Source organism: Comamonas brasiliensis (assembly GCF_018292285.1).
Lineage (GTDB): Bacteria > Pseudomonadota > Gammaproteobacteria > Burkholderiales > Burkholderiaceae_C > Comamonas > Comamonas brasiliensis.
In genome coordinates, this window is record NZ_JAANES010000001.1 from 208,529 (window position 1) to 224,717 (window position 16,189).

A 16,189-nucleotide genomic window follows, 5' to 3' on the forward strand; every position below is an offset into this window, starting at 1 on the left:
TTGATTTAATGTAACTATGTATTTCTGGCCTTGCCGGCGCAGGGGTGTTGCCCCAGTTGTGCTTGCCGGCCCTCGGGCTGAGCTAGCATGGACTGGTTGTGGAAGTCGTCCGCCTGGCGGTGGGTCGACTTCCGTTTCCGGCCAACGGCAGCCAAATTTTCAGCCAGCTGCGCCGAGTTGTATGCAAGGAGCGATTCCATGACAGTCACCCGCCAGGAAAAAGACACTTTTGGCCTGATCGATGTACCCGCCGACAAACTCTGGGGAGCGCAGACGCAGCGCTCGCTGCAGAATTTTGACATCAGCGGCGAGCAGCAACCGCGTGAAATCATTGCTGCGCTGGCGCAGGTCAAGAAAGCCTCTGCCAGCGTCAACCAGGCGCTGGGGCTGCTGGACGAGAAAAAATCCAGGGCCATCAATTCGGCCGCCGACGAGGTGCTCGCGGGCAAGCATCCCGACGAGTTCCCTCTGGTGGTCTGGCAGACCGGTTCTGGCACCCAGACCAATATGAACGTCAACGAAGTCCTGGCCAACCGGGCCAGCGAGCTGATGGGGGGCGAACGCGGCGAAGCCCGTCTGGTGCACCCGAATGACGATGTGAACAAGAGCCAGTCCAGCAACGATGTCTATCCCACGGCCATGCATGTGGCGGCGGTAACGGCCATCGAGCACAAGCTGCTGCCCGCCATCGCCAAGCTGCGTGTCACGCTGCTGGCCAAGAGCGAAGCCTTTGCCGACATCGTCAAGATCGGCCGCACGCATTTGCAGGATGCCACGCCGCTGACGCTGGGCCAGGAAATATCCGGCTGGGTGGCCCAGCTGGCCCATGGCGAAGCCCATGTGCGTGCCGCGCTGCCGCATCTGCATGAGCTGGCTCTGGGGGGGACGGCCGTTGGTACGGGGCTCAATGCCCCCAGGGGCTACGCTGAAGGCGTGGCGGCGGAACTGGCCAGACTCACGGGCTCTCCTTTTGTTACCTCGCCCAACAAGTTCGAGTCCCTCGCGAGCTGCGACGGCCTGGTCTATGCACATGGTGCTCTCAAGACGCTGGCTGCCAGCATGATGAAAATCGCCAACGATGTGCGCTGGCTGGCATCCGGGCCGCGCAGCGGCCTGGGCGAGATTTCGATTCCCGAGAACGAGCCGGGTTCGTCCATCATGCCGGGCAAGGTCAATCCCACACAGTCCGAAGCCGTGACCATGCTGTGTGCCCAGGTATTCGGCAACGATGTGGCCATCAATTTCGGCGGAGCCTCGGGCAACTTCGAGCTCAATGTGTTCCGCCCCATGGTGGCGCACAACTTCCTGCAAAGCGTGCGCCTGTTGGCCGACGGCATGGTCAGCTTCAACGATCACTGCGCCGTGGGCATAGAACCCAATCGCGCGCGCATCGAGGAGCTGGTGGGCCGTTCGCTGATGCTGGTGACGGCGCTCAACACGCATATCGGCTACGACAAGGCGGCCTATATTGCCAAGAAGGCGCACAAGGAAGGCAGCAGCCTGCGTGAGGCGGCCATTGCCAGCGGCCATGTGACGGCCGAGCAGTTTGACCAGTGGGTGGTGCCCGAGCAGATGGTCGGAAATCTGTAAGCCAGTTCCGTCCCGAAAAGAGCCCGCATGCCGGGCTCTTTTCTTTTTGCCCAGGGTTTGCACACAATGCGGCATCAGTTGATGATTGGAGTCAGCATGCCCGCACAGCAGCACCTGGAGCAGGTTTCGGTTTCGGATCTACGGCCCACGCAGATGACGGTAGGGGCTGCCGAAGTGTTGCTCAAACGCTCTCAATGGGCCCAGCTGAAATCCAAGGCTCGTGACAAGCTGTTGCTCAGTCACTGGTTTCCTGCCGTGAAAGGCCCCCAGGGCCGGTTTTTCATCGTGGATCACCATCATCTGGGGCAGGCGCTGATGAGTGAAGCGGTTAAAAACGTCTGGGTCATGCAGTTGGCCGATCTGAGCGAGCAGGGCGCGCAGATGTTTTGGCGCGTCATGGAGTTCCACCATTGGGCGCATCCTTATGACGAGAAGGGGCGGCGTTGCGAGTTTTCGCAGATTCCCCAGCAACTGAGCCAGCTCAGGGATGACCCCTATCGCAGCTTGGCGGGGGAGGTTCGCAAGGCCGGTGGCTACGCCAAGGATGCCTCGCCTTATGCCGAGTTCCTCTGGGCTGATTTTTACCGGCCGCTGTTTCGTAAGGCGGATTTGCGTAGCAATGGCGGTTTTGGCTTGCCCGAGTCTGCCGTCGTGGAAGCTGTTGCGCTGGCCCGTAGCGTCAAGGCGCAGTTCTTGCCAGGCTGGTCCGGAGTCTCTAGCTCACTGCACAAATAATATGGAGCAAACGCGCAGAGGCTTGCCCGCTCTTCCCGTCAGCGCCGACTGGGTGGCGGGCCTGTCGATTGCAGGGCTGCTGCTTCCGGAAGCGGTGGCATATGCCGGCCTCGCAGGAGCACCGCCGCAGGCAGGGGTGATGGCCTTGTTCGCCGGGTTGCTGGTTTATGGACTGGCCGGAAGCAGCCGCTTTGCGATTGTTTCTGCGACCTCTTCATCGGCAGCCGTGCTGCTGGCGGCCAGCAATTCGGTGCTGCATGTTTCGGCCGAGCATCGCGCCGCCATGGGCATAGGCATTGTGTTGGTGGCGGGCATCATCTTTGTGCTGGCCGGGTTGATGCGGTTAGGGGCAATCTCCCAGTTCATTGCCAAGCCCGTCCTGCGCGGTTTTGCCATGGGGCTAGCCTTGACCATTGTGCTCAAGCAACTGCCGCTGGCGATCGGAGTGCATCCGGAGCACAGCGATTTTCTGCATTTCAGCTGGGAGCTGCTGGCAAGGCTGACGGACTGGAACTTGTATGGTCTGGCCATGCTGCTTGTGGCCTTGCTGGCGCTGCGGCTTCTGGCGCGGTGGAAGGCCGTGCCCGGTGCTTTGCTGGTGATTGCGGCAGGCATTGCGCTCGATGCACTGGGCTTTGGCAGGAACTGGGGCATAGCGCCTGTGGGTTCGCTGCAATTGGGTACTGCGCATCTGGCCCTGCCTGAGCTGGACTGGGCCGACTGGCTGCGCGTGGGGCAACTGGCTGTGGCGCTGGCCTTGATTCTGTATGCCGAGTCATACAGCTCCATCCGCTCGCTGGCGCTGCGCCATGGCGATGGGGTGAACAGTAACCGCGATCTGCTGGTGCTGGGCGGCGCCAATATGGCCTCGGCCCTGTTTCAGGGCCTGCCTGTGGGGGCGGGATTTTCGGCCAGCTCGGCCAATGAGGTGGCTGGCGCGCAGACCAAGGCCGCAGGTCTGATTGCCTGCGCCGTGGTGGCCATGCTGGTGTGGCAGTTGCTGCCATGGATGGAGCGAATCCCTGAGCCCTTGCTGGCCGCCATCGTCATTCATGCGGTGGCGCATTCGCTCAACTGGCGCACGCTGCAGCCTTATTTCATCTGGCAGCGTGATCGCGCAGTGGCGCTCACAGCTTTTGCTGCCGTGATTGTGCTGGGTGTGCTTGATGGCCTGCTGCTGGCCATGGTGGTCAGCATTGTGATGCTACTCAAGCGCATGGCCCAGTCCCATGTCAGCGAGCTGGGGCGGCTGGTGGGCAGCCATGATTTTGTGGACCGCCAGCGCCACCCAGAAGCGCAACCTGTGCCGGGTCTGCTGATTTTGCGGCCCGAGGAAAGCCTGTTCTTTGGCAATGCCGAGGCCGTGATGAGCGATATTCGCGCGCGCGTGGCGCAAGCTGCAGATGTGCATGCCGTGGTGCTGAGTCTGGAAGAAAGCCCTGATCTGGACAGCACCGGCATTGAGGCATTGGGCGAGCTGGCGCGTCAGCTGCAGCAAGCCGGGGTGCTGCTGCGGTTGGCCCGCGTCAAGGACAGTCTGCGCGAACTGCTGCAGCGCGTGCAGATGCCGGGGCTCAACCCCGACTGCTATTCAGCCTGGAGCGTGGACGATGCCGTGCAGGCCTTGACCGCCGATTTTCACCAGGTGCCCGGCGGTGCCACGCAGCCTGCGTCTTCGATATAGACATGCTTGCCTTGCTCCAGCTCGTCGGCCAGTAGCTCCAGCCAGGCCGAGAAGCTGGGTGCAAACACGCCCTTGGGGCCTTCCTCGTGATCAAACTCGATGATCTGGCCCGCATGGCCACCAGCCGCTGGCGCAAGGTCCAGCATGGCGCCATCGCCGCAGTTGTCGGTCAGTGGGATACGCAGTGCATCCCAGTACACGGGGCGCAGGGGGCCTTGCAGATAGTCAGGGCTGTAGTCCGGGCCAAGCCCCCAGCCTTCGCTCTTTTGCATGTCCGCATACATCTGCCAGACCTCCAGCATGCGCTGTGTGGACAGCAGCTCGCCAAAGTGCAGCAGATAGGCCTCATTGGCCGCGCCGTTGTGCAGGGCCAGTGACTCACGCACATCATCCGGCAGGCGCTGACCCAGGGCGGCTTCCAGCTCGGCGATTTCTGCCTCGCTGGCGCCATCGGCCAAGACCAGAGTGTCTTTGGGTGTGTTCTGGGCATACCAGGCGCTGATGCGCTGCCAGCTTTGGGCGATGGATGACATGGTGCTCCTTGAATCTGTTTGCTACTGAATATATAGCTGTTTACGATCTTCCATCAAGCGCTAGAGGCCGGTTTCATCTTGAGAGCGCCGCGAAAGCCCAGCTGACCCACGATGCAGGCAATCAGCAGCACGGAAAAGGCCGATAGCGCAGGGCTGCTGCCCAGGCTGGCTCCCAGTGTGCACAGACCGCCCACGGCCATCTGGGAAAAGCCGTATACCCCGGCGGCCGAGCCTGTCAGATCGCTATGCACGCCCAGAGCCTTGGTCAGCGCAGCGGGGCTGGTCAGGCCCGAGCCCACGGTGAATATCAGCATCAGGCCAACGACCACAGGCACGTTGATCTGCTGCAGCAGGGTCAGGGCCACCAGCGCTGCGGCGCAGCCCAGGCTCAGCATATTGCCGCCCAGTATCAGCCGCTCCAGGGGCCAGCGTTTGATGAGCTGGCGCGCCAGGGCATTGCCCGCGGCCATGCCGGCCATCAACACCCCCAGGTAGATGCCAAGCTGGGCCTTGCTGGTGTGCAACTGTTCGATGAAGATGAAAGGCGCTGCCGCAATAAAGGCATACATGGATGTGGTGGCGCTGCCCCCGCCTATGGCAAAGCCCAGGAACTGGGGCGAGCCCAGCAAGGTGCGATAGTCATTGCGCACGGTGCGCCAGTTCAGCTGGCCGCTGGGGCGACCGGTTTCGGGCAGCAGGCGCCAGACCCCAAGGGTCGTCAGCGCACCCATCAGCGCCAGCACGGCAAAAATCACGCGCCAGCCGAAGAGGGCGTCCAGCCCAGAACCTATGGAAGGGGCGATGCCCGGGCCGATCATCATCATGAGATTGAGCAGGGCCAGGCTGCCCACGGCGGTCTCGGGTGTCGCGGTGTCGCGCGCAATGGCGCGGCCCAGTGCCAGGCCGGCACAGCCGCCCAGCGCCTGCATCAGGCGTGCGCCGATCAGCATATTCGCGCTGGGCGCCAGGAAGGCTGCAAGACTGGCGACGGTGTAAAGACACAGGCCGGTCAGCAGCATGGGGCGGCGGCCCAGTGCATCCGACAGGGGGCCGTAGATCAGCTGGCCCAGCGCCAGCCCGAGGATGTAGACCGTGATGGTCTGCTGCATCTGCGCGCTGCTGGAGCCAAAGTGACGCGCTGCATCAGGCAGAGCCGGGATGAACATATGCATGGCCATGGTGCCGGCAATGGTGACCATGGCCAGCAGCCAGAGCGGCGCTTTGCGTGAGGGGGAGACAGGACTTTGCATACAGTTGAGATCAGGAGCTGACGGGGAGAGGACGGCGGCGTGTGCGGCGCGCCTTCAGCTGCCCGGTCGCGAAGCCGCGTCGGCGCTCATCTCCAGGGCGGCCATCTTCTCCAGCATGGTCTCCAGTGCATCCAGGGTGGCATCCAGCAGATCGGGGGGCAGCTCCTGCATGACTTCGCTGCGGACATCCGCCACGATGGACTTGACGGTCTCGACCTGTGCCAGGCCGGCGGCCGTGAGCTGTATGCGCTTGACGCGCCGGTCAGCATCGTCGAGACGCTCCACCCAGCCCTGGGCCTCCAGGCCATCGATCAGGCGCACGACAGAAGAGCTGTCCAGCGCCAGCGCCTGGGCCAGATCCTTTTGCCGCATGGCTCCCGCGCTGCGCTCCAGATGGACCAGAGGCAGCCACAGCGCCTGGGTCAGGCCCAGCGGAGCCAGGACCTTGTCCAGCGTGCGCCGCCATTGCTTGTTGACCTGTGCCATGACGAAGATGAGCTGACGCTGGCGGCTGGGCAGTGATGCGGTGCTGGACATTGCGAATGCATTCAAATAGTTGGTATTCAAATTATTGCGAAAACAGTATTTATCTTGTTAATAGGGTCTTGTTACTTCACGCTGCCGCCTTTGGTCCGTGAAGAGGCGTACTTGCCTGCGGTGCAGGGCATTGCCCTACAGGTTCTCGCCTGGCCTGGGAAGGGGCGGCTCGCATGAGCCTGGCAGGCGCCGAAAGCCGGCGGCGGAGACTGGGCAGGCTTGGTCTTGCGGGCATCCGCTTTGGGCACGTGGCGCTGGTGTGCCTGGCGCGGCTCCGGTCGTACCGGCTTTGAGAGTGCAGGCGGGGCGGGAGGGGCGGGTCCCGACGCCGATGCCAAGGCCGGCGAGGGCTGATCTCGCCAGGCTGTGGTCAGGCGGCGACAGCCTGTGCGTTGGCCGATGCGAGGCGGCTGCAGGCCTGCTGCAAGCAGGTGGAAAACCTAGGGGCGGGGTCCGGCTCCGGGGCCCGAGCGGGCGGCGGCCGCTGCGGCGTCCATCTGCTCCAGGCGCTGCTGCATGCTTTCATGCGTGCTGCCGCTGCGTGAAGGCCGCGCGAACATATGGCGCCCTTCTTCGCTGGGGATGGCGGAATCGAGCTTGAGCTCCTGGCGCTTGGGCTGCTGGCCGGAGTGCATGCTTTGGCCATGCATGATGGCTTCATTGCCTTTGCAGGCGTAGCCTGTGCCGTTGGCATCGACGCAGCGGGCCTTTTGAGCGAGCGTTGCCTGCGCAGTCAGCAGCAGACTGCAGAACATGAATGCAGAGGCGAGAGTGCGCATGGTGTTTCTTCTGGTGGAGGCAGCATGCAGGGGGCATGGCGCCTCACGCGCTGCCAGGCTGTCTTAGAGGCCCAGGGACTTGAGCAGATCGTCGGTGTCGCTGGAGGCTGGGGCCGCCGGCTGCTGAACCGACTGGGCTTCGCGGGTCTGGGCCATGACCAGATCGGGGTCCGGCTTCTCCTGGGCTTCAAAGTCCTTGATCTTGATGAACTCCATGTGATCCACCGCCATCTCCAGATAGAAGATGTTGTTGTTGCCCGTGTAGAAGGTCACGCGGCGAGCTTCGGGGGCATCGAGGTTGGCATCCACGCTCAGATTGACCTGCTTGTTCAGGCGGATCATCTTGGGCTGGCTTTGCGCGATATGGGTTTGCAGCTCGCGCTGCACCTTGCTGGTGAAGTCGCCCACGACCTGATTCATCAGCTCGCCCATGACGTTGCTCACGTCATCCGAGGTATAGGAATTGGCCAGATCACTCTCGGCCATGCCCATGGACAGCAGATAGCTGCGGTAGAGCTCCATGGCCGCATCGGCCGAGAAATTGATGATGATGAGCGCTGAAAAGCCGCCATCGATCAGCACAAAGCAGCCGATATCGGGTTTGAGACTGGTCTTGGTGATGCGTTGCACCATGCCCGAGTACTGGATCGGGCACTGGGTGGCCACCTGCAGCACGCGCGAGACGGAGTTGCACAGGGCAATCAGCACATCTTCGGTGCCGTGGACGATGGGGGCGTTGGGTTGGCTCATGGCTGCATTGGTTCAAGAGATGGCTGATTATGTATGCAACACTTTGTTGCATCGAGATATCTGCAGCAATTGCAGGCTGCCACTGTCTGTTAACGTGCCTGCTTTTGCAAAATCAGAGGTATTCATGCAGAGCAAGCTGTGGCGCCTGGCGGCCAGTGTCATTGTGGTGACGGGTTTGACCGCCTGTTCGAGCTTGTCCGGCATGACGGACAAGGTTTCCCAGACCTGGGACAAGACCTGGACCGGTCTGACGGGCAAGAAGCAGGCCCAGACCCAGACCCAGGCAGCGGTCAAGCAGGCCGGACCGTTATCCGGGGGCCTCAAGCCCAGTCAGGAAAGCGGGCGCTGGCAGGGACTGTACAGCCTGGATGGCGAGACGGCGCGCTTTCAGGAATGCGAAACCGGCCAGGTCATCAGCGTCCTGCCCGAAGGCGACAGTGTGCTGCTGGAGCAGGCTTATCTGAACACGCGCAGCAGCGCCACCATCGCCATGCTGGCCGAGGTGCAGGGCCAGCTGGTGGAGCGAGCGGTGGCCGATCCGGTGCTGGCCCGGCAGGGGCGCAAGATGCTGGCGCTGCGGGTGGAGCGCTTTGTTGCCCTGTCCAGCCAGGCGGCCTGCCGCAATGCCAAGGCCAACTGGTAGCCAGCGGCCCGCTGTTCAAATCACTTTTAATAGCTGCCAACGCTTTCCCATAAGGCGCGGGAGCCGTTTTTGATACTTATTTGGCAGCGGCGCGCGCCTGATCCAGCCAGCCGTCAAAAGTCTGCTGATGGGCCTTGATCCAGCCGTCCACATGGCGGCTGACATCGGCCGCGCTGCTCTCGCCCTGGCGCATGCGCATGTTCTGGGCGTTGATGTCCTCGATGGGCAGCTGCATCACGGCAAACAGCTTGGCCGCTGCCGGATTTTTCTCGGCCCAGGCCTTGTTGGCCAGGATGTATTGCTGATTGAGCTTGAAGCCGTAGTTCTTGCCATTGGGCAGCTGGGTCTGGTCTTCGCCCTGGGCACCGGGGACATTGGGTACCTCCAGCCAGCTGACCTCCTTGCCCGGGCGCAGCACGGTGTTCACCCAGAACGGGGTCCAGACGTAATACAGAATGGGCTTGCCGTTTTTGTAGCGGGTGATGGTGTCGGCAATCAAGGCCTGGTAGTTTCCTTGCCTGTGGGTGATGCTGGACTCCAGATCCAGTCCCTTGAGATGTTTGTTGATAGCCAGCTCGCAGCCCCAGCCCGGGTTGCAGCCCGTCAGATCGGCCTTGCCGTCGCCATCTGTGTCGAACAGCGCTGCCAGCTTGGGGTCCTTGAGTTGCGTGATGCTGGTGATCCCGTATTTCTCGGCCGTGGCCTTGTCGATCAGATAGCCTTGCACCGCATTGCGCGAATAGGTACCGGCTCGATAGAAGGCCTTGTCTGCGCCATTGTTCTCATAGAAGGCTCGGTGCAGCGGCATCCAGTGAGTGGCGGTAAACGTGGCGTCGCCCTGGGCCACGGCCACATGCTGGGTGCCGTTTTCCAGACTCTTGACGGGCTGTACCCGATAGCCCAGCTTCTCCAGAGCGCGCGAAACCAGCAGGGTCTGGAACATTTCCTCATCCACCGTGCCCTTGAGCGGCTGCACCGAGACGCCTTTGCCGGGCAGGTCGCCAGCGTTCGTCTGCGCTTGTGCGGCAGCGGCGCCAAAGCTCAGCAAGGCGATGGCAGCCAGACAGCGGTATTGGTACTGCAGGTTTGGGAAAGGCGAATGTGCGGGCTTGTTGCTGTGCATGAATACTCCTTGGGTGCTGGGTGCCTACCCTGAAATCGGCATGAAAAAGCGAGAGGGTTGATGAAGGAAACGGCGCCCGGATCAAGTCCGGTGCGCCGTTGGCGAATCAGGATTTCAGGGCTGCGGCCTTGGCCTGGACAATCCAGGCGTCAAAAGTCTTCTGGTGGGCCTTGATCCACGCGTTTACATGACGCTGGATATCGGCGGGCTTGCTTTCCCCATCGCGCAGCAGCTGGTTCTGGCGGCTGATGTCATTGATGGGAATCTGCATGATCTCGAACAGCTTGCCGGCGGCCGGGTTCTGTTCGACCCAGAGCTTGTTGGCCACGATGTACTCGTTGTTGAGCGGAAAGCCGTAGTTGCGGCCGTTGGGCAGCTTGGTGTCGGTGCCGGCCTGCACGCCGGGCATGGAAGAGCGCGACACCTGCAGCCACACCACTTCCTGGCCGGGGCGCAGCACATTGCTGAGCCAGTAGGGCGTCCATGCGTAATACAGCACGGGCTTGCCGGCCTTGAAGCGCGCCAGCGTGTCGGCAATCAGGGCCGGGTAGTTGCCCTGGGTGTAGCTCACAGTGTTTTCCAGACCGAATGCCTTGATCTGGTGGGCCACCACGGCCTCGCCGCCCCAGCCGGCGTTGGGGCCGATCAGGTTGGCCTTACCGTCGCCGTCGATATCGAACAGGGCCGCCAGTGCAGGATCCTTGAGCTGGTCGAGATGGGTGATCTGGTGTTTGTCAGCCGTCTTCTTGTCGATCATGTAGCCCTGTGCGGCACCGGCTGCATACACGCCCTTGCGCGAGAGCTTGGCGTCGCCACCGGCCTGCTGATAGAACTCTGCATGGTGAGGGTTCCAGTGGTTGGCCATGAAGCTGGCGTCGCCATTGGCTACGGCCACATGGATCAGCGGGTAGTCCAGCTCTTCCCAGGGCTTTACCGTGTAGCCCAGTTGCTGCAGCGCCTTCATCACCAGCAGCGTCTGGAAGTTCTCCTCGGCCAGAGCGCTCTTGACGGGCAGCACGGTAATGCCTTGGCCGGGAAGCGCATTGCCAGGCACTTTCTGTCCGGCCGCCCAGCCAGGCGACTGACCCAGACCCAGCGCCGCAGCGCCGGCCGTGCCCAGCAGCAGCTGGCGCCTGGTGTGTTGGCTTGGGGTCGGGGTCTGCACAGACTTGCTCATTGTTCTTGTCTCTCCTTGGTTTGGTTGGGCTTGCGGCCCGATTGAAATTGACACCCCACGCTCCCCACTGCGTGTGGTTCGCTGCCCCTCCGGGAGGGGCGCTTTTATCTCGGGGCGGCCCGGTGATAAAAAACGGCGGCCGCGCAAGCGGTCGCCGTGATTCGGGGATGGGGGTCAGGACTTCTTGGCAGCCGCCAGAGCCTGGCTGATCCAGCCGTCGAAAGTCTTTTGATGGGCCTTGATCCAGCCGTCGGTGTGACGCTCGATGTCGGAGGCCTTGTTCTGGCCCTGGCTCATCATGTAGTTCTGGGCATTGATGTCGCCCACGGGCAGCTTGATGATTTCAAACAGCTTGGCGGCGGCCGGGTTCTGTTCGGCCCAGGCCTTGTTGGCCACGATTTGCTGGTTGTTGGCAATAAAGCCGTAGTTCTTGCCGTTGGCCAGCTTGGTGTCGGTGCCGGACTGCTCGCCGGGCAGGGCGGAGAACGGCACTTCCAGCCACACCACGTCCTTGCCGGGCTTGAGCACATTGCTCACCCAGTAGGGCGTCCAGGTGTAGTAGAGGATGGGCTTGCCGGCCTTGTAGCGTGTGATGGTGTCGGCCATCAGCGCCGAATAGGTTCCCTGCTTGTGAGTGACCGTGTCGCGCAGCTTGTAGGCACCGAGCTGGTGCTCGATCATGGCTTCGCAGCCCCAACCGGGCGTGCAACCTGTCAGGTCGGCCTTGCCGTCACCGTCGGTGTCGAACAGCTTGGCAATTTCGGGGTTCTTGAGCTGGCCCAGATTCGTGATCTTGTGCGCATCGGCCGTCTTCTTGTCGATCAGATAACCCTGAGCGGCATTGGCCGAGAACACACCCTTGCGGTAGAGCTTGGCGTCGCCGCCCGCATTCTTGTAGTAGTCGGCGTGCAGCGGGTTCCAGTGATTGGCCATGAAGGTGGCATCGCCGTTGGCCAGTGCAATATGGGCCGTGGGGTATTCCACTTCCTTCATGGGCTGGACCTCGTAGCCCAGCTTTTCCAGGGCCTTCATGGCGAGCTGGGTCTGGAAGGTTTCTTCCGCAATCGAGCTCTTGAGCGGCTGGACCTTGATGCCCTTGCCTGGAAGCTCGTCGGCAGCGAAGGCGCCGGTGCTGACCATGGACAAGGCCATGGAGGCAGCGGCTGTACTGGCAAGCAGCCAGTGACCCAGGCCGTGGCGGATACTGGCAGTGTTGTTGGCTGTATTCATGTGTTCTCCTTGTTCTTGATTCAGATCGTCGCGGGCTTGGCGGCCTCGCTGCCGGGCTTGGGGGCTGGTGCAGAGCGCTTGCTGTCGAGCAGGCGCATGACCAGACCGGCCGGGCCGGTGGCCCACCAGCGGGCACTGCCGCGCTTGGGCTCGCCCATGGCCTGGGTGATGCGGTCCAGCACGATGGCCAGCAGCACGATGCCCAGGCCGCCAACGGTGGCCAGACCCATGTCCAGACGGCCAATGCCGCGCAGCACCATCTGGCCCAGACCGCCCACGGCAATCATGGAAGCGATGACCACCATGGACAGCGACAGCATCAGCGCCTGGTTGATACCGGCCATGATGGAAGGCATGGCCAGCGGCAGTTGCACCTTCCACAGCAGCTGGGCCGGCGATGCACCGTAGGCGCGGCTGGCCTCGATCAGGTCGGGGCGCACCTGGCGAATGCCCAGGTTTGTCAGGCGGATCAGCGGCGGCAGCGCAAACACGATGGTCACGATCACGCCGGGCACGTTGCCGATGCCGAACAGCATGACCACCGGCACCAGATAGACGAAGGCCGGTGTGGTCTGCATGGCGTCCAGGAAGGGGCGCGTCCAGCGCTGGGCTCGGTCGCTGCTGGCCAGCAGGATGCCCACGGGCAGGCCGATGGCAATGCAGAAGAACAGCGAGGTCAGCACCAGGGCCAGGGTGACCATGGCTTCGGACCAGATACCGAGCAGGGCCACGCCCAGCAGGGCGACGGCCGAGCCTATGGCCAGCTTGCGGCCCGCAAACTGCCAGGCCAGCAGGGCAATCAGCAGTACCAGCGCGGGCATGGGAATGGTCTGCAACACATCGGTCACGCCGTTGAGCGTGGCATCGATGGGCGTGCGAACGGCCTGGAAGAAGGGACGGAAATGGTCGACGACCCAGGTGAGACCGTTGTTGATCGAGTCCTGCACGGGCAGGCCCTCGGTGGTGATCTGGTGCCAGAGCTGGCCGATGCCGCCGTCATGTTCGGGCACATCGGTGGGCGAGGGGGCACTGAGCCAGTCGGTGCTGCTGACCTGGCTGGCGGCATCGCCGCCGCTCCAGGCATCGCTGCCCGAGCCTGCATTCGCATCGGCATAGGAGGCGGCCCAGGGGTCGGCATCTGCGGCCGAAGCTGTGGCATCGGCGCTGGTGGGTTCGGTGGCGGGCGCAGAGGCTGCTGCCCACGGGTCTTCAAAGGCCGCGCTGTTGGTTTCTGTGTTGGGGGTATTCAGTGCGTTGTCGTTCAAATCGGCTCCCTCCTTTTATTACGCTGCGTGTCGGGCAGCTTGCGTGTTGGACGTGGGCTGGAAGTGCTGGTCCAGCTTGATGGGTGGAATTTCCTTCTGGGGCGGTGGCACCGGCGGGGTGGCGCGATCCAGGAACTTGAGCATGGTGGTACGGCTGATCACGCCCAGGTACTTGCCGTCTTCGTCGACCACGGGCAGCGGATAGGCCGGAGCGGCCACGGCGCCGAACAGCTCGGCTACCGGGGTGTTGCTGGCGATAGGCTGCACATCGGGGATGAAGGCGTGCTTGAGGCCCAGCATTCCGTCGTGGCCGTGCAGCGCATCGCGCAGCGACTGCGACGAGACCATGCCCAGAAAGCGCTTGCGGGCATTGAGCACATAGGCGTAGTCGCGGTCGGAGTCTTCCAGCAGGCGCAGCGCGGCGCGGCAACCGCGGTCGCTGTGCTCGGAGATCACGGTCAGCGCCTGACGGGCGATGTCGGCCGCCTTGAACACGGCTGCCGCATCCACGCCCTGGATGAAGGTGCGTACATAGTCGTTGGCCGGGTTGCGCAGAATCTCGTCGGGCGTGCCGACCTGCTGCACCATGCCGTCCTTCATGATGGCGATGCGGTCGCCAATGCGCATGGCTTCGTCCAGATCGTGGGAAATGAAGACGATGGTGCGGCGCTTGATTTCCTGCAGGCGCAACAACTCGGACTGCATTTCGGTGCGGATGATGGGATCCAGCGCCGAGAAGGCCTCGTCCATCAGCAGGATGGAGGGGTCGGAGGCCAGCGCACGGGCCAGGCCCACGCGCTGCTGCATGCCGCCGGATAGCTCGTCGGGGTAGCTGGCGCCCCAGGCGCCCAGGCCCACCTGCTCCAGAGCATCCTGCGCCTGCTGCTGGCGCGTGGCGCGGTCCACGCCGGCCAGCTCCAGGCCAAAGGCCGTGTTGTCCAGCACCGTCAGATGGGGCATGAGGGCAAAGGACTGGAACACCATGGAGATGTCCTTGCGGCGCAGTGCGCGCAGTTCCTTGTCGTTGAGCGCATTGATGTCCTGGCCGTCGACCAGGATGCGGCCGCTGGTGGGCTCGATCAGGCGGTTGAGCATGCGCACCAGGGTGGACTTGCCCGAGCCCGACAGGCCCATGACCACGAAGATTTCACCGGCTTCGATGGTGAAGTCGGCGTCGAACACGCCGATGGATTGCCCGGTCTGGGCGAGGATCTCCTGCTTGCTAAGGCCCTGTTTCACCAGGCTGAGAGCGGTTTTCGGATCGTTGCCGAAGACCTTGAAGACATGATCGATAGCGATTTGCTTGGCCACTGTGGCGTTCTCCTTTTTGATGGGATGGAACACAGTCCAGCGCCCACGACCGGTAATGCCGGTGGGCGCTGGCGCACAAGCCAAAATAAAAGCCCTGATGCCGCAGCCCAGCCCGGTCTGGTGGACAGGACTGCGCAATGCAGATGGCGCTGCGATGGCGCCGAGTTTTCAGCCCGGATGGCACAGCCAGGTGTGCGCAAGAGCTGGCAAATTGGAAGAAGCAGCTGGCTGGCAGAGCAGGTACCGACTGGCACGCATCTGCACGGCTTCTTGTCAGGCCAACCCCGGCACATCGGCCGGGGAGAGCCCCCTACATCAGGGCCGTGTTTCGGCCCGGTTGACGGGGCTGCGCCAAAGAGCGGCAAGCGCTCTTGAATTGACACAACGATCCGCCGGGAAGTGAGTCAACCGCATCTCAACAATGCAGTGACGACCTGCGCGGCAGGTTGTAAATGACTTTTTAATATATCGAATTGAGTTTTATGCGTCAAATCGAGCTGTAAGCTTTGCCCTCAGCATTCGCCGGAAATGGCGCCGCTGAAACATTCGCATACGTAAAAATGGCTTATACAAGTCATTGATATATATAGATTTGTGCTGGATTGACGGATTATTTTTGACGGTTGTCAGCTTTTGGCGAGCATTGCGTTCGCTGCAGACATGAAAAAAGCCCCTTCATGGACAACCATGCGGGGCTTTTTGGGGAGGAGTGCGGCTTCAGTGGTGAGCGCTTTGGGTGAGCTTGTCCGTCAGCGCAATGGCCAGGGCGCTGAGCAAGAAGACCACGTGGATGATGGTCTGCCACATCAGCACCTGGACTTCATAGCTGCCGGCATTGATGAAGCTCTTGAGCAGGTGGATGGAGCTGATGCCGATGATGGACAGCGCCAGTTTGACCTTGAGCACCGAGGCATTCACATGGCTCAGCCACTCGGGCTGGTCGGGATGGGACTCCAGCCCCATGCGGCTGACAAAGGTTTCGTAGCCACCCACGATGACCATGATCAGCAGGTTGGAGATCATGACCACATCGATCAGGGCCAGTACCACCAGCATGATGATGGTTTCGTTCAGATGGGTGATCTGGACATCGCTCTTGTAGCCGATATTGGTGATCAGGGCATGCAGGGCTTCCTGGTTGCCGAAGACTGCCTCCACCAGATGCCAGAGTTCCACCAGGAAGTGCCAGACATAGACACCCTGGGCGGCAATCAGACCCAGGTACAGCGGCAGCTGCAGCCAGCGGCTGGCAAAGATCAGCGAGGGCAGGGGACGCAATACGCCGGAAGGCTGGTAGCCGCCAGGCGGCGTGCGGTGGGTGGAGTTGCCTGCTTCGTCGGAAGGGATGCGGCTCATGATGTGTATGCGGGGCTGGCTGGATGCGATGGGTGGGCAACGGGATGCCGCCTTGTAAGACTGGTTTTGCTGGGGCCGCGTCCCGGACTGCCTGCGCCTTCGAGAGCTGGCCGCAACGTGGGCCCCGGCCTCTGTAGCAGCAGGTGCGCGATTCTAAGGGTTTGTTCCGGGGTGTTTTGTGAAAAGTGCAAGCAAATCAACACCAAGCAGTTGCTTTCTGCTGCAA

15 protein-coding genes are annotated in these 16,189 nt (G+C 62.4%); 4 read left to right on the plus strand and 11 right to left on the minus strand.

Translation table 11 applies throughout. The features are described 5' to 3' along the window. The first annotated feature begins 198 nt into the window (after positions 1-198). The 3 genes from fumC (at position 199) to DJFAAGMI_RS00970 (ending at position 4,009) form a co-directional block, all read left to right on the plus strand. Positions 199-1,590, plus strand: coding sequence for a class II fumarate hydratase (gene fumC / locus DJFAAGMI_RS00960; protein ID WP_211455609.1), 1,392 nt, complete (start codon positions 199-201; stop codon positions 1,588-1,590). A 96-nt stretch (positions 1,591-1,686) separates the two neighbouring features. Beyond that, positions 1,687-2,325, plus strand: a complete 639-nt coding sequence (locus DJFAAGMI_RS00965; RefSeq protein WP_211455610.1) for a ParB-like protein — start codon at positions 1,687-1,689, stop codon at positions 2,323-2,325. Between the two features lies 1 nt (position 2,326). Further along, a complete protein-coding gene (locus DJFAAGMI_RS00970; RefSeq protein ID WP_211455611.1) occupies positions 2,327-4,009 on the plus strand; it encodes a SulP family inorganic anion transporter in 1,683 nt (560 codons plus the stop codon). Here the strand turns inward: DJFAAGMI_RS00970 and DJFAAGMI_RS00975 are convergent. The 5 genes from DJFAAGMI_RS00975 to DJFAAGMI_RS00995 all read right to left on the minus strand — a co-directional run bounded on the left by DJFAAGMI_RS00975 (position 3,964) and on the right by DJFAAGMI_RS00995 (position 7,858). Next, entirely contained in the window at positions 3,964-4,542 is a 579-nt protein-coding gene (locus DJFAAGMI_RS00975; protein ID WP_211455612.1) for an SMI1/KNR4 family protein, read from the minus strand. The two genes, DJFAAGMI_RS00970 and DJFAAGMI_RS00975, sit on opposite strands and share 46 nt — an antisense overlap. 53 nt (positions 4,543-4,595) lie before the next feature. Then, positions 4,596-5,792 (minus strand): multidrug effflux MFS transporter, encoded by a 1,197-nt coding sequence (locus DJFAAGMI_RS00980; protein WP_211455613.1) that lies wholly within the window; start codon positions 5,790-5,792, stop codon positions 4,596-4,598. Positions 5,793-5,846: 54 nt separating this feature from the next. Beyond that, positions 5,847-6,329 (minus strand): MarR family winged helix-turn-helix transcriptional regulator, encoded by a 483-nt coding sequence (locus DJFAAGMI_RS00985; RefSeq protein WP_211455614.1) that lies wholly within the window; start codon positions 6,327-6,329, stop codon positions 5,847-5,849. 440 nt (positions 6,330-6,769) lie between these two features. Next, the gene (locus DJFAAGMI_RS24955; protein ID WP_249333680.1) at positions 6,770-7,108 is read right to left on the minus strand and encodes a hypothetical protein; all 339 of its coding nucleotides are present in this window, start codon (positions 7,106-7,108) and stop codon (positions 6,770-6,772) included. Between the two features lie 63 nt (positions 7,109-7,171). Continuing rightward, positions 7,172-7,858 carry a DUF3334 family protein gene (locus DJFAAGMI_RS00995; protein ID WP_211455615.1) on the minus strand — a complete coding sequence of 229 codons (687 nt, stop codon included), beginning with the start codon at positions 7,856-7,858 and terminating at the stop codon, positions 7,172-7,174. Positions 7,859-7,982: 124 nt separating this feature from the next. Between DJFAAGMI_RS00995 and DJFAAGMI_RS01000 the strand changes: the two genes are divergently transcribed. Further along, a complete protein-coding gene (locus DJFAAGMI_RS01000) occupies positions 7,983-8,501 on the plus strand; it encodes a hypothetical protein (RefSeq protein ID WP_211455616.1) in 519 nt (172 codons plus the stop codon). Positions 8,502-8,577: 76 nt separating this feature from the next. Here the strand turns inward: DJFAAGMI_RS01000 and proX (DJFAAGMI_RS01005) are convergent, their stop codons facing one another. From proX (DJFAAGMI_RS01005) to DJFAAGMI_RS01030, 6 genes are all read right to left on the minus strand, one after another. Then, a complete protein-coding gene (proX, locus tag DJFAAGMI_RS01005; RefSeq protein ID WP_211455617.1) occupies positions 8,578-9,624 on the minus strand; it encodes a glycine betaine/L-proline ABC transporter substrate-binding protein ProX in 1,047 nt (348 codons plus the stop codon). A 106-nt stretch (positions 9,625-9,730) separates the two neighbouring features. Further along, positions 9,731-10,801 carry a glycine betaine/L-proline ABC transporter substrate-binding protein ProX gene (gene proX / locus DJFAAGMI_RS01010; RefSeq protein ID WP_211455618.1) on the minus strand — a complete coding sequence of 357 codons (1,071 nt, stop codon included), beginning with the start codon at positions 10,799-10,801 and terminating at the stop codon, positions 9,731-9,733. Positions 10,802-10,975: 174 nt separating this feature from the next. Beyond that, complete coding sequence (gene proX / locus DJFAAGMI_RS01015; RefSeq protein WP_211455619.1) at positions 10,976-12,031, minus strand: glycine betaine/L-proline ABC transporter substrate-binding protein ProX; 1,056 nt, start codon at positions 12,029-12,031, stop codon at positions 10,976-10,978. A 20-nt stretch (positions 12,032-12,051) separates the two neighbouring features. Next, on the minus strand, positions 12,052-13,296 hold the full coding sequence (gene proW, locus DJFAAGMI_RS01020) for a glycine betaine/L-proline ABC transporter permease ProW (RefSeq protein WP_211455620.1): 1,245 nt from the start codon (positions 13,294-13,296) through the stop codon (positions 12,052-12,054). An 18-nt stretch (positions 13,297-13,314) separates the two neighbouring features. Next, complete coding sequence (proV, locus tag DJFAAGMI_RS01025; protein WP_211455621.1) at positions 13,315-14,607, minus strand: glycine betaine/L-proline ABC transporter ATP-binding protein ProV; 1,293 nt, start codon at positions 14,605-14,607, stop codon at positions 13,315-13,317. Positions 14,608-15,324: 717 nt separating this feature from the next. Continuing rightward, the gene (locus tag DJFAAGMI_RS01030) at positions 15,325-15,963 is read right to left on the minus strand and encodes a YqhA family protein (protein WP_211455622.1); all 639 of its coding nucleotides are present in this window, start codon (positions 15,961-15,963) and stop codon (positions 15,325-15,327) included. Positions 15,964-16,189: the final 226 nt, after the last annotated feature.